The organism is Polaribacter sp. Hel_I_88, from assembly GCF_000687935.1.
Lineage (GTDB): Bacteria > Bacteroidota > Bacteroidia > Flavobacteriales > Flavobacteriaceae > Polaribacter.
This window is the reverse complement of the sequence record NZ_JHZZ01000001.1, coordinates 579009-592269: the sequence shown is the minus strand read 5'-3', so window position 1 is coordinate 592269 and position 13261 is coordinate 579009. Positions and strand designations below refer to the sequence as shown.

Below are 13261 nucleotides of genomic sequence, written 5' to 3'. Positions count from 1 at the left end.
TTTAAAATTTATATTTCATCCCTAAACGTACAATTTGAGTTTCATAATAATTCTCATACAAAGCAGAAAAAGCTTTGTCTTTAATACGTTGTCTTAAACCAAAATTGTTAAATAAATCGCTTACAGCTAAAGTGATTTCTCCTTTTTTATTCCAAAGAGATTTCTTTAAACCTAAATCAACTGAAGAACGTGCCAATTCTTCTCCTTGTGGAATATTACGTTTAGAATAATACAAACCTGTAATTTGAGCTTCGATATGTAAGGGAAGTGTAAATGAGTTTGTTAATTTAAAGTCGCCTGTTGTATTAGAGGTTTTTTCAATTGAAAAAGTTCTTTCAAAAGGAAACAGTAAAGTACCTTGAAACGCATTTATATTATTTTGATAAACGTTTGTACTTGCAATTAATTTCCAATTTTCTGTCAGGTCTTGGCTGAATAATAATTCAATTCCTGCATTGGTACTTTCGCCAGTATTTTGATAAATTCTGTTTACAATATCATAATCTGGATTGCTATTGTCAATACTAAAAATACGCAGATAAGCTCCTGTTATCTGTCTATGATATACTGCCGAAAATAAGGATCCAGTTTCCCAACTAAATCGATGTGCAGCTTCTACACTATTGGTAAATTGTGGACGTAAGTATGGGTTTCCTACTTTTAACAATTCAGGATCATCGTATTTAGGAAAAACGCGTAATTCTGGTTCTCCTGGTCTGTCAATTCTTCGATTATAAAATAACGAAAGTTTATTTTTAGCATTTATTTTATAAGTAAAACGCACACTTGGAAACAGTTCAAAATAATTATAAGCATCATTTGTAGCATAATAAATATTTACAGGATCTAACTCATAAGAAACATCCGTTTGTTCTGCTCTTAAACCAGCTTCCACATCAAACTTTTCTTTTTCTAATAAAAAATTTCCATAGAAAGCGTATAAGTTTTCTTTCCAAGTAGAAAAATCACCCAAATCTGGGTAAATAATAGATTCATTTCCGCGATTTATGGTATAATCTACAGGCAAATTTCTAAATCTTGCTTTTGCACCCAATTCTAAACGTCCATTACTTAATGCTTTTGTATAATCTGTAGAAACACTTGTGGTGTGTTCAATAGCTCGAATATTGGTCATATCTCTACCAATTCTTATGGCAGAACTATCATTTAAAAAATAACTTTCGTCTTCTAAACCTCTTGTATATTGTGCATTTGCAGCAATGGAATGTCCTGCCTGTTCAAAATTATGTTTGTAACTTATAGATGCATTTATATAGCTGGTAACTTCTTCTTCTTTCCAAGTATATAAACGATTTCTAACACGATTATTAAGATTGATAAAAGCTACTTGTGATGTATCTATGTGTTTTTCTCGATCAAACATTGCAGCAATTGTGATGGCATCATTTTCGGTTAATTCCCAATCAATTCCACCAGTAATTATAGAGCGAAATTGTCTTCTATTTTCAGGAACTTGAGAAATGATATTTCGTCCATCATCATAATTTCTGGTAGTGAATTCGTTATTTGGTAACGCTTCTTGAATGATGAATTCTGATTGTAAAAAATAATTCAGATTTTTAGTTCTATAATTTAGATTTAAACTCGGTATTAATTTCGGGTTTACAGCATAACTTCCTAAATCTGTTGGTGTATCTTCTTTTCTTTTTGATAAAGCTCCTAAACCAAAAGACAAACCAACATCGCCATTTAAACCTGTTTGTTTTTCTTTTTTGTAGATGATATTTACAATTCCTGCAAAACCATTCGCATCATATTTTGCTGATGGATTGTTGATAATTTCAATTCGTTCTATGTTAGAAGCAGGAATGTTACTCAGCCCTTTTTGATTTCCAAAACCTGTTAAACTCGACTGTTTTCCATCAATTAAAACGACAACTTTATCACTTCCACGTAAAACTACTTTTCCATCTTGATCAAAAGCAACACCAGGCATTGTTTTCATAGCATCTAAAACCGATCCTCCAGATTGTGCAATATTATTAGTTAAACTAAAAGATTTTTTATCTAAAGCCGCATTTACTGTCGCTCTTTTTGCTTCTATTGTAATTCCATCTAAAGATTCAGCTGCTGCCATTAATTCTATTTTTCCTAAATCGAAAATAGGATTTAAGCCACCAGAATTTATAGTTCTTTTTACAGTTTTAAAACCTAGGTAAGAGATGTTTACAGTATATTTTCCTGTTGCTAAGTTTTTTATTTCAAAACGACCAGCATCATCTGAAATTGCACCCGTAATTATTTTGTTGGTAGCTTCATCATTTATAGAAATAGTAACAAAAGGTAAGGTTTCTTTTGTTTCTTGATCTAATATTTGACCTGTAATTGTAATCGTTTTTTGTGCATTTACGCATAAACTAAATAACAATAGAAGAATTGTAGAAGTGTATCTAAACATATTATTTTTTTATTTTGATACATCAAAAGTAATATTGAAATCTAAAGAGATTTTAAAGAAATAGCGTTAATGGTAATAATTTTACTTTTTAAATTGAAGGGAGAAAGTGTGTCGGTTTTTTTGAAACTGATAAGAAACATCAAAATGATATAGATCGCAGATTTTTTTAACAATTGCCAAGCCCAATCCTGTAGATTGATTTTTGTTAGATTCTCTATAAAAACGTTGGAATAATTTCTCTGGATGCAAAATTGCTTTTTCGCCAATATTAGAAATTGCCAAAGAATTTTTATCAGTAGAAATTAAAACAGCATCATTTTTTGAGCTGTATTTTAAGGCGTTAGAAATTAAGTTATTAATTAAAATATCTGCTAAAAAAACATCCATAGAAACCATTAAAATTTCTGTTGAATTAAATTGAATGCTATTTGATGTCAGTTCTTTATAATTATTTATTTTCTCGTTAATTAAATCCGTTAAGTTTATTTGTTTTAAATTTATAAATTGGTGATTATCAATTTTAGTAAGAATAGTAATTTTTTTATTGAGTTGTTTTAATCTTTGAATGTCTTTTTGAATTGATGTTATTTGGTTAAATTGTTTGTCATTAATGGTACTTTCATTAATAATCGTATCAATTTTAGCTTGTATTATGGCTAAAGGAGTTTGTATTTCGTGAGAAACATCCTCCGTAAATTGTTTCAGATTTTCATAATCTTTTTTAACTTTTCCTGTTAAGGTTTCAATTTCTGATTTTAATTCTGAAAACTCTAAAATATCACTTTCAACCAAATGAATAGGCTCTTTAGAGGTTAAAGAGAAGTTTTTCATTTGTTCTAAATTCTTAAAAAAAGGATTCCATAAAGTAAGGTTCCTTTTCGTGTTAAAATAAAATAAGAACATAAATACTGATGAAAAGATGATGAAATAAGAAACTACAATGGCAACTAAAATATTTTCGGTTTCTACTACTAAATTACGAACCGTAATTTGATATTGTTCTTCGTTGATTTTTTTAAAGGTAGAAAGTTCTCTAAAAAGTTCCATTTCATCTTGTGAAGGGTCATAAATAATAGTGTCTTTTAAAAACGATTTCTTTAAAAGAGCAACTTTTTTAATTTCTATAACTGGAGGTAAAGAATATTGGTTTTTATTGTTTTCTAATGCAAAAACAACTCTTGCTTCTGTAGAAAATAAAACTTCTTCAACTTCGTTTTGCAAAAGATTTCTGGTATAGAAATACAATACAATCGAACTTAAAACAATTAAGAATAAACCTGTAAATAAAAAGGTTTTAGACGTTTTTTTGATAAGTTTTATCTTTTTATTCACTTTTTAATCTTCTATAAATTTATAACCACTTCCGTAAGCAGTTTTTATATATTTTGCTCCTTCTGCAGTTAATTTCTTACGTAAATTATTAATATGAACATAAATAAAATCGAAATTATCAAGCAAATCGCTATCATCTCCCCAAAGATGTTCTGCAATAATTTCTTTGGATAAAATACGCCCTTTATTTGAAATAAAAAACACTAATAAATCATATTCCTTTTTGGTTAATGCCATTTCTTTATCAGCAATAAAAGCGGTTTTAGATTTTGTATCGATTTTTATTTCATTGAACTCGATTATTTCATCTCCACCATATTTTCCACGACGTAAAACTGCTTTAATTCTAGAATTTAGTTCAGCCAAATGGAATGGTTTTGTCATATAATCATCGGCTCCTAAATCTAATCCTTCTAATTTATCAGAAAGAGAATTATTGGCAGAAATAATAATAACACCAGCACGTTTTTTATTTTTTTTGATAATTTTTAGAATGTCAATTCCACTGCCAGAAATTAGATTAATGTCTAAAATAACAATATCATATTCATATATTGAAACTTTTTCAACAGCCTCTTCAAAATTGGATGCTACTTCACAAATATTACTATCTTTTTGTAAATAGTTTGCAATAGCTTGTTGCAAATCAGTTTCATCTTCGGCAATTAAATATTTCATGTTTTAATTAATTTCTATCTGTAAACTCTAAAATAGCATTTTGTGGTTTTAGCGTTATCAAAGGTTTTATTTGAATCGGTTTTTTCTTTTCAATAATTTCGAACTTTTCTATCAAAGCAATAATGGCTAAAATCATTTCATACATCGCAAAATTATTACCTATACACATTCTAGGGCCAGCACCAAAAGGAAAATAATTCTTTGAAAATTTAATATTCTCATCTAAAAAACGTTCAGGAATAAATTCATTTGGCTTTTTCCAAAAATCTGAATGACGATGAATTTCATAAATTGAAAACAACAAATTTGAACCTTTGGGTAAAATAATTCCATTGTAAGTGTCTTCCTCAATATTTACGCGATCCATAAAATAGGCTGGTGGATACAAACGCATAGATTCTTCAATAACCAATTTTGTGTAACTCGCATTTTTTATCCAGTGCATACAATCTGTAGATTCGCTTTTTATTTTTTTGATTTCAGCTACTATTTTAGATTGTGCTTCAGGATTTCTGGCTAATAATTCGCATGTAAAAGTAAGTGCATTAGACGTTGTTTCATGGCCAGCTGCAAATAAAATTAATATTTCGTCTACCAATTGATTTTCATCCATACTAGATCCATCTTCATATTTTGCGCTTAAAAGCATGTCTAATAAATCATCATGATTGTTTTTACTTTGCTTTCTTTCTTCCACCAATCTTTTTAAGATTGTTCTAGAATTTTGAGTCAAATCTAAATGCTTTTGTGTTTTACCAGAAAGATTAAACCACCAAACCAAAAAAGGTTGTCTTAGTTCTTGAACTAACATTTTTTGAGTAGCTTCTGTAGTATGTTGCAAAGAATTCATGTCATCATCAGAAATATTTACATTAAAAATAGATTTGATAACAGTTTGAAAAGCCAAATCATTAAAAACAGGAAAAACATCCATTGGTTTTCCTGTTTTGATTTTTTTTAATTCTGATAAAATGGTCTCTTGAATGGTATCCACCAATAGTTTAAGTTGCCCTTTATGAAAAGCGGGTTGAATTAATTTTCGTTGTTTTTGCCAATGTTCTCCTTCAGCAGTTAACAATCCTTTCCCAACATATTTTACTAAATCTTTGGTTTGAATATAAGATTTGGTATAGTTTTTTTGATTCTTTTGAAGCGCATGTTGTAAAATACCAGCATCTCTACAAAATATAACAGATTGTCCAAAACCAATTTTTAACCGAAAAATATCTCCTAAAGTTTCAAAGTTTTTTGCATGAAAAGGCAAAGGGTTTTTTAAAATAGCTTTTGCATTCATTAAAAATTTAATAAAAGAAACTTCTGGAATTTTTTTCAATGTACTCATCTTATTTTTTTCTGCTATACAATCCGTTTTAAACATCCTATAAAATGGCTTGTTGTATTTATGTTTTACAAATTTAAGCATATTCGCTTTTGTAATTCGTTGTAGTTTTATGAAAATAAAGATTTTTAGAATATCAATTCCATTTCTAGTAATCAGATTAATTTGTAACAATACAATATCAATCTTATGCAAAGTCACTTTTTTTGATGCTTCCTTTAAATTGGGAGTAATTTCTCAATAATTAGTTTTTTTAAAAGTTTGTTAAATCAGTTTTAGCTTTAGTTGTTAACTATTTTATTGTGATTGTATTAAAACAAAAATCATTCACGTTACTTAAAAAGATAAAAACGTTTTAGTTTTGTAAGAAATTCAAGAACTTATCTCTGATTATAAAATGCTCCAATTTTTAAAACTTCTTAAAGAATACTTAGCAATAAAATTAAAAAAATACGATAGCAAAATTCCCTATGCTATTATAATTACCATTGCTTTGGTGATTGTTATTTTAGGAATTCAATTTTTTGTTGAACTCACAGAAAATTTACAAACAGCTATTTTAACTGATTTTGATACACAAATAAGCGAATATGTAGCATCTTTTAGAACACCAACGTTAACCAGCTATTTTACATTTATAACAGATGTAGGTGATGTTTGGGGATATTTAATTTCGTTTACACTTTGTGCAATTCTTTTTTACTTTTTTTTAAAAAGATGGAAATATACTATACAATTATCTTTAATATTAATTTTAGCATTGAGTTCTAATTTACTTTTAAAGCAATTAATAAACAGAGCAAGACCAACTTTAGAGCATTTGGTAACCGTAAAAACGTTGAGTTACCCAAGTGGACATGCTATGACAGCCATGGCTTTTTACGGTTTTTTAATCTATTTAATAGTTACTTTTAAATTTAACAAACCTCTTAAAATTACGATTATAACCTTATTATCTTTTCTTATTTTAAGTATTGGAATCAGTAGAATTTATTTGGGAGTTCATTTTCCATCCGATATTGTAGGTGGTTTTGCAGCAGGTTTTATTTGGGTGGTGTTTTGTATCTTAATATTGAATATTATCAAAATTTTTAAAGAAGACCCAGCAACCTAAATTTCTTTTTTCTTTTTACTGGTGATGTTCAGCAATATAGAAATCAACAATAAAAGCCAAGGTAAACCATGCAATAAAACATCAAACCAATCTTGAAATTGCATTCCGTTTTCTGAAGAAAAAGCATTTCCACCAAAAATCCATTGTAGTTTTCCAATAATATGAGGAGGATTAAAAGGAGCTAAACCCAAAGTTAAACTCGCAATTAAAAATAATTTCCAGTTGCTTTTAAGTTGATTTTTCATAACATTAAGTTGATTGCCATAAGTAACCACTTATTTTATCTTTTATACACCAAAAAGCGTAGCAAACTCCATCATTTCCAAACATTATTTCGTAATTGTTTTTTTGATTTAAATCTGGTAATCCACTATCAAGTTGAAAAATAAAACTCATTTCTCTTTCACATAAAGGGCAATGAAGACTTTCAGGTGTTTGAACCCAAATTGGATTTTCTCCAATTCTATTCAAATTACCCTCCCAATCCTGATTCAAAAATTCTTTAGGAGTTAAAGCTATTTTTATTTTTGTTTCCTTTAAAGGATAATTTGAATATCTGTTTTCAATATTAATTTTATGTAACGGTTTTATTATATCATTGTCTAGATGATGATAATATAAATTTTTTTGATTGAGTTGAGCATTAAAGAAATCTTCAAAATTAATAGCAAAACTTTTATTATTTAAACCAATATCTTCTCCAAAAAAATTATCGAAAGAAATTAAACGATTTAAGCCATTTTGTAATTTTCCTCCAAATTTAAAATCAAAATTATTTAAGGGTTTAAAACTCCAAGTTAGATGCGAACTATCTCTTTGTCCAAAATTTTCATTCTTCAAATAATTTTCTTCAAATATAATATGATAGTTTTTATTCATAATACTTCTTCATAAACTTGCTAAAAAGTCCTTCCCTTTGGGAAGGATTTAGGATGGGCTCTAGGCTGTTTTATATAAACCAATTCCAAACCAATCCAAAACGAATTGTAAAATCTCTATATGGATAATTAGGTGCAGAAAAATAATTCTTTTCTGTAAAGCTAGAGGTTACATTATCCACCTTTAAATACAAACGCGTTCTACGAACTCTTGCATTAAAGAAAACATCAAAAGTTGGGAAACCAATTTCCTCAGTATTTTGTAGTGTAAATTCAGCTAATAATGGATTGTAAGCGTTTGCGTTGTATTTGGTAAAATACTTAAAAGTAACCCCAATATTTACCAACATTGGTTTGCCTTTAAACCAATTATCAGTATAATAAAGCGTGTTTCTGGTTACAAATTCTGGCACTCTAAAAACTGAACTTCCACTGCTTACATTTTGATACATTAGGGTGTTATCCAACCCAAATTTACCCAATTTAAACTCACGATTCGCTTTCACTTTTAAATACGTAATTTGATTCTCAAACTGTTGAGGTAAATTATTTTCATTAAAATACGTATAATTATCAATGTTCGTGAAATTTAAGTCAGCATTTATCCATTTTGAAGCAATAGAAAAGCCTAAATCTCTAGTGTTTACGTTGCTAAAATCATTTTGCCAATTGTAATCATCATACTTACTTTGATGTAAAAGGGTGTTAAAGTTTGGTAATTTAGAACTGATTAGTAAACTTCCTTTAAGCGTATATAAACTGTCTTTTTTATACACTGCTTCTCCTTTTAAATAATTTCCAGCCAGTCTTCCAGCACCAGGAGTTAAAGAAGCATCTGCATTTAATTGAAAGTTTTTAATTTTAGCTTTCCAATCTGCACCAACAGCAATTGCATTTCCTTCTAATCTTAGTTTATTTAAGCTACTGTTGCTATTTAAAATAGTATCATAACCATAAGAATAGCTGGTAAGATTTGCTTTGGCTCTAAATTTACCTAAAACATATTTTGAGTTAAATTCTAAATTTACTTCATTATTTGTAATAGAGTGTTCAGCATCGTTATTGGTTGTACCAGAGGGATTTGCACTTCCAAAAATATTGGTTGTTGTTCCAGTTTGGTTAAAATTATAGCTTTTGTTTTCACTTGTAAAAACATGACCAATTTTTAAATTGCTAAAGTCCTTATCGTTTAAAGTGTCTTTTTTTGCGAGTAATTTATAACTGTGTTCCAAATAAACTCTGCTAGCATCAAACTGACTTTCTGCGTTTTCTAAATTTACGTCTAATCTAGAGCGTTGTTCAAAGTTTGGATCTTCATCAATAAAACTTTGCAAAGCTTCCTCAGTTAACCCCCCATTTTCTTGATGAAAAAAGTCTTGAGCAGCTAAATGACCTCTAACTTCATACCTGTTATTTTCAGTTCTATAATGAAAAGTTCCTCTAAAATTACCATTACTTACCAATGCTCTTCTGTAAGCACCCAAAGAACGAATTGCCTTGTAAGAAAGCGATACATTTAACCTTTTTGAAAAATTTAGTGTAAAAAGTGCATCTAAAACTTGCCCTTGTTGCAAACCTGTTCTGTATAAAATTTCGGTGGTTGGTGTGGGAACTTCGTAGTATTTTATATCATCAATTTCAAAATAACTTACTTGTTTAGCACTAAAACCAATGTCAGAAAAACGACTTACATTATCGAAACTATAGCCCAAATTATTAAAAGTTTGTCCTTGATTATGGAAAGCTAATAACTCAAAATTATCTTTTCTTAAAAAATTAAATTTATATTCTTTTTGTAGTGTAAGTGTAGTGTCAATATAGGAAGTATCTCTATCATGAGAAAAAATCTTATAATCTGTATATTTGGTTTTTCCAGATAAAATTACCTTTGTAGCTCCTGTATTTCGTAAAGTGTCAACCTCACCATTTCCATTTAAATAGGTGTTTTCTCTTAAAGCATTTTCACCTAATTTTCTTTGGCCAAAAAAAGTGGTAAGTGAAAAACTAATCAGTAAAAAGGTTAAGAATAATTTTTTTGTCATCATAAATCTTGCAGAAGCAAATGTAAAATAATTAAACGAAAAGTGTCGTTAATAATTATGGTGATAAATGTTAATTATAAAAGGATGTTTAAATTGATAAAAAATACTCAATCTTTTAAGAGCATCCTCTAAAAATAAAAAGTTTTCTTTTCTTTGCAGCATGTTACTATCTAATTTTAGTGGTTTTACTTTAGAAGCTGGCACAGATGAAGCTGGCAGAGGTTGCTTATGTGGGCCAGTTGTGGCAGCAGCAGTAATTTTACCTAAAGATTTTACACATCCATTTTTAAACGATTCCAAACAATTATCAGAAAAAAGAAGGGAAGAACTAAGGCCTTTTATAGAAGAAAATGCACTCGCATTTGGCGTTTCTTTCATTTGGCAAGAAGAAGTTGATAAAATAAACGTTTTGCAAGCCTCAATTACTGGCATGCACAGAGCAATTGAGCAACTTAAAATTGCACCCGAATTTATAATTATTGATGGCAATAAATTTAAAGATTACAAAGAAATTCCACATAAAACCATCGTAAAAGGCGATTCTAAATATTTAAGTATTGCAGCAGCATCTGTGTTGGCAAAAACGTATAGAGATGAATATATGGAGAAAATTCATCAGGAATTCCCCATGTACAATTGGGCAAAAAACAAAGGCTATCCAACCAAAGAACACAGAAATGCAATTCGCGAATTTGGTGCAAATATCCATCACAGAAAATCATTTAAATTGTTACCAGAACAATTAAAATTGAAGATTTAATTTCGTTTGAAGCTATTTCCTGCTTTTCGCACTCGCTTTTTTGCCTGAAAAAGGCAAAAAGAGCTCAAACAAATGCTGCAATCAGGGCTAAAACTGTTGCTAACTTTTAGAGTGATTTTTTCTTTTTTTATTCTTTAATAATTTTTGAATAATTTATTAGTGAAAATCCATATCAAAAAAAATACACCAAAGAATAACTTAACTCCAACCAAATTAATTCGTGAATTCGTGGCATTTTATAAAGAGCATTTCATCAAAAGAATTATCAGTAAAAATCTGTAAAATACGTATCAAAAACATATTCATATCAAAACCATAATTTAATTCCAAACATATAAATTCGTGAATTTGTGGCAATTTTATCGAGAGCATTATTATTTAAAACCCGTAAAATCCGTGTCAAAAAAAAATCACAGAAACATAATTTAAATCCAAATCATCCACAAACTTTTTCTATTTTTACGCTCCAAAATCTCAAAAGATGATTAAAAAAACAAGAGCAGAAATTACCAAATGTATTCTTCATAAAGTAGCGAATAAATTTAATAGTGGTCAGAATGTTTTTTCAGACGATTTAATTCGTTTTGATCAAGAAAGCTACGATTTAATGAAGAATTTTCTATTAAAACCATTTGGCAGTTTAACACAAAGCTATCGTTTTACTCATCATGCAGATGTACGTTTAAATGAATTGAATAATTATGCTTCCGAAGTTTTTAAAGAAGAAAGTTCGTTTGTGGAATATTCTAAAAACATCGTAAATCATTTGTTTGAGCAATCTAATTCAGCACAAATAAAAACTGGAGATGTAATTGTTGTTTTTATAGAAGGTATAGAATATAAAGATGTGTTAACAGAAGCAGTTGGAATCTTTAAAATAGAAAATAAAGTCGATTTTTTCCAGACCTACTTGGATGATAATGAGAGTTTTGATGTGGTAGTTCAAAAAGGAATCTCAACAAAAAGAATCGACAAAGGTTGTTTAATTCTAAATACTTCAGATACAGAAGGTACCGTTGTTTTTTCAGTAGATAACAATAATTACGATGCACAATATTGGATTAAAAATTTCCTAGCTGTAAAATTAGCAGATGATTATAATTCGCACACACAAAATTATTTAGAGTTGTGTAAAGAATTTTCTGAAGAAGTAATTAAGCCAGAATTGGGCATGAAAGAACAAGGGAATTTTTTAGCAAATACTGTAGATTATTTCAAAGAACATGAAGCTGTAGATTATCAAGAATTCAAGGACGAAATTTTTGAAGACGAAAAGCATAAAGAGCTATTTGAAGATTATAAAAAACATTATGAAAACTTGAATGATGTTTTAATCAGAAACAATTTTGATGTTTCTGGAGTTGTTTTAAAGAAAGAAAAAAACAAGCTAAAAACGGAGATTAAGTTAGATACAAACATCACTATAAAACTAGATGTGGATGCACCAGATGCAGCTTCAGAGTATCTAGAAAGAGGATATGATGAAGAGAAAAAAATGAAATATTACAAAGTGTATTTTAACGAAGAGAAGTAGGCTTTGTAGAAATATTAATAATTACGAAATTTTTCAGATAAATAATTGAGCACATGCAAGATCAAAAAAATATACTTGTATCTAATATGTCTAAGGAATTAAAAAGTTTGGTTGATCAATTAAATAAAATAAAACCCGATAAAAATTTTCACCTTACCATTTATGAGCCAAATATGTTCTGGAAAATAAATTGGAAAACAGACAGGTATTTAGAGGAGTGCTTTCGGGTTCAAATATATGCTGACGATGCAAAATATTCTTTAATAGCTGAGCATGGAGTTAAGGATTTTTTTGAGCATATTAACGATAGATATTTTAATTTTAAAGAAAAAACTTTAGAAGAGTTTTATCTAATTACAAACGAAATAGTTCAAAAAATAAAAAAAGCAGTTTTGGTGTCTATTGATAAAGATTTAGATAAAGGAATGTAATTGTTTTTTTACGATTAATCTGTAATAATCTCATCAACTTCAAAAAGCACTTTAAAATGCTTTAGAATTTTTTCTTTAACCTCTTTTTCATTTACTTTTTTGCCCAATTCAGCTTCCATAGAAGCTACAGCTTTACCACGAATTCCACAAGGAATTATATTGTCAAAATAACCCAAATTAACGTTTGCATTTAAAGCAAAACCGTGCATGGTTACCCATCTAGAAGAACGAATTCCCATGGCACAAATTTTACGAGCAAAAGGTGTTCCAACATCTAGCCAAACACCAGTTTCACCTTCACTTCTTTCGCCTTTTAAACCATATTCTGCAATGGTTAAAATTATAGATTCTTCTAATAAACGAAGATATTTATGAATATCCGTAAAAAAGTTCTCCAAGTCTAAAATTGGGTAGCCAACAATTTGTCCTGGACCATGATAGGTAATATCTCCACCTCTGTTTATTTTATAAAAAGTAGCCTCTTTTTCTGCTAATTGCTTTTCATTTAAAAGTAAATTGCTCAAATCACCACTTTTACCAAGCGTGTATACATGAGGATGTTCTACAAACAAAAAATGATTTTGAGTTGTTGTAGTCTTATCATTTCTTCGATTATCAATTTTAACATCTACAATTTCTTGTAATAGTTCAGATTGATACTCCCAAGTTTCTTTATAATCTTTAAGACCAAGGTCTTTTAGCTGTATGTTTCTATTCATAATTACGACTACAAA

Annotated in this window: 12 protein-coding genes; 4 read left to right on the top strand and 8 right to left on the bottom strand. The window is 28.8% G+C overall.

The window, feature by feature from the left end:
• Position 1 precedes the first annotated feature (1 nt).
• The 4 genes from P161_RS0102645 to P161_RS0102630 all read right to left on the bottom strand — a co-directional run bounded on the left by P161_RS0102645 (position 2) and on the right by P161_RS0102630 (position 5771).
• The gene (locus P161_RS0102645) at positions 2 to 2419 is read right to left on the bottom strand and encodes an outer membrane beta-barrel family protein (RefSeq protein ID WP_026775532.1); all 2418 of its coding nucleotides are present in this window, start codon (positions 2417 to 2419) and stop codon (positions 2 to 4) included.
• Between the two features lie 81 nt (positions 2420 to 2500).
• Positions 2501 to 3751: a HAMP domain-containing sensor histidine kinase gene (locus P161_RS0102640; RefSeq protein WP_026775531.1), complete on the bottom strand. Its 1251-nt coding sequence runs from the start codon at positions 3749 to 3751 to the stop codon at positions 2501 to 2503.
• A gap of 3 nt (positions 3752 to 3754) precedes the next feature.
• The gene (locus tag P161_RS0102635; protein WP_026775530.1) at positions 3755 to 4429 is read right to left on the bottom strand and encodes a response regulator transcription factor; all 675 of its coding nucleotides are present in this window, start codon (positions 4427 to 4429) and stop codon (positions 3755 to 3757) included.
• A gap of 7 nt (positions 4430 to 4436) precedes the next feature.
• On the bottom strand, positions 4437 to 5771 hold the full coding sequence (locus P161_RS0102630; protein WP_026775529.1) for a cytochrome P450: 1335 nt from the start codon (positions 5769 to 5771) through the stop codon (positions 4437 to 4439).
• A gap of 394 nt (positions 5772 to 6165) precedes the next feature.
• Here P161_RS0102630 and P161_RS0102625 point away from each other — a divergent pair, with 394 nt between their 5' ends.
• Entirely contained in the window at positions 6166 to 6882 is a 717-nt protein-coding gene (locus tag P161_RS0102625) for a phosphatase PAP2 family protein (protein ID WP_026775528.1), read from the top strand.
• Here the strand turns inward: P161_RS0102625 and P161_RS0102620 are convergent.
• The 3 genes from P161_RS0102620 to P161_RS0102610 form a co-directional block, all read right to left on the bottom strand.
• On the bottom strand, positions 6879 to 7127 hold the full coding sequence (locus P161_RS0102620; RefSeq protein ID WP_026775527.1) for a hypothetical protein: 249 nt from the start codon (positions 7125 to 7127) through the stop codon (positions 6879 to 6881). The genes P161_RS0102625 and P161_RS0102620 overlap by 4 nt on opposite strands.
• Before the next feature lie 4 nt (positions 7128 to 7131).
• On the bottom strand, positions 7132 to 7761 hold the full coding sequence (locus P161_RS18925; protein WP_051605642.1) for a hypothetical protein: 630 nt from the start codon (positions 7759 to 7761) through the stop codon (positions 7132 to 7134).
• Positions 7762 to 7831: 70 nt separating this feature from the next.
• Positions 7832 to 9805, bottom strand: coding sequence for a putative porin (locus P161_RS0102610; RefSeq protein WP_231494692.1), 1974 nt, complete (start codon positions 9803 to 9805; stop codon positions 7832 to 7834).
• Between the two features lie 157 nt (positions 9806 to 9962).
• Between P161_RS0102610 and P161_RS0102605 the strand changes: the two genes are divergently transcribed.
• From P161_RS0102605 to P161_RS0102595, 3 genes are all read left to right on the top strand, one after another.
• Complete coding sequence (locus P161_RS0102605) at positions 9963 to 10562, top strand: ribonuclease HII (protein WP_026775525.1); 600 nt, start codon at positions 9963 to 9965, stop codon at positions 10560 to 10562.
• 481 nt (positions 10563 to 11043) lie between these two features.
• Positions 11044 to 12096 (top strand): nucleoid-associated protein, encoded by a 1053-nt coding sequence (locus tag P161_RS0102600; protein WP_026775524.1) that lies wholly within the window; start codon positions 11044 to 11046, stop codon positions 12094 to 12096.
• A gap of 53 nt (positions 12097 to 12149) precedes the next feature.
• The gene (locus tag P161_RS0102595; RefSeq protein ID WP_026775523.1) at positions 12150 to 12527 is read left to right on the top strand and encodes a hypothetical protein; all 378 of its coding nucleotides are present in this window, start codon (positions 12150 to 12152) and stop codon (positions 12525 to 12527) included.
• 14 nt (positions 12528 to 12541) lie between these two features.
• On the opposite strand, the gene lipB is transcribed toward P161_RS0102595, so the two are convergent.
• On the bottom strand, positions 12542 to 13246 hold the full coding sequence (lipB, locus tag P161_RS0102590; RefSeq protein ID WP_026775522.1) for a lipoyl(octanoyl) transferase LipB: 705 nt from the start codon (positions 13244 to 13246) through the stop codon (positions 12542 to 12544).
• Between the last annotated feature and the right edge of the window lie 15 nt (positions 13247 to 13261).

Bases quoted from the DNA above. Each gene is read 5' to 3' on its own strand.
- P161_RS0102645 (WP_026775532.1), bottom strand. From the start codon at position 2,419: ATGTTTAGATACACTTCTACAATTCTTCTATTGTTATTTAGTTTATGC.
- P161_RS0102635 (WP_026775530.1), bottom strand. From the start codon at position 4,429: ATGAAATATTTAATTGCCGAAGATGAAACTGATTTGCAACAAGCTATT.
- P161_RS0102630 (WP_026775529.1), bottom strand. From the start codon at position 5,771: ATGAGTACATTGAAAAAAATTCCAGAAGTTTCTTTTATTAAATTTTTA.
- P161_RS0102625 (WP_026775528.1), top strand. From the start codon at position 6,166: ATGCTCCAATTTTTAAAACTTCTTAAAGAATACTTAGCAATAAAATTA.
- P161_RS0102620 (WP_026775527.1), bottom strand. From the start codon at position 7,127: ATGAAAAATCAACTTAAAAGCAACTGGAAATTATTTTTAATTGCGAGT.
- P161_RS18925 (WP_051605642.1), bottom strand. From the start codon at position 7,761: ATGAATAAAAACTATCATATTATATTTGAAGAAAATTATTTGAAGAAT.
- P161_RS0102610 (WP_231494692.1), bottom strand. From the start codon at position 9,805: ATGATGACAAAAAAATTATTCTTAACCTTTTTACTGATTAGTTTTTCA.
- P161_RS0102605 (WP_026775525.1), top strand. From the start codon at position 9,963: ATGTTACTATCTAATTTTAGTGGTTTTACTTTAGAAGCTGGCACAGAT.
- P161_RS0102600 (WP_026775524.1), top strand. From the start codon at position 11,044: ATGATTAAAAAAACAAGAGCAGAAATTACCAAATGTATTCTTCATAAA.
- P161_RS0102595 (WP_026775523.1), top strand. From the start codon at position 12,150: ATGCAAGATCAAAAAAATATACTTGTATCTAATATGTCTAAGGAATTA.
- lipB (WP_026775522.1), bottom strand. From the start codon at position 13,246: ATGAATAGAAACATACAGCTAAAAGACCTTGGTCTTAAAGATTATAAA.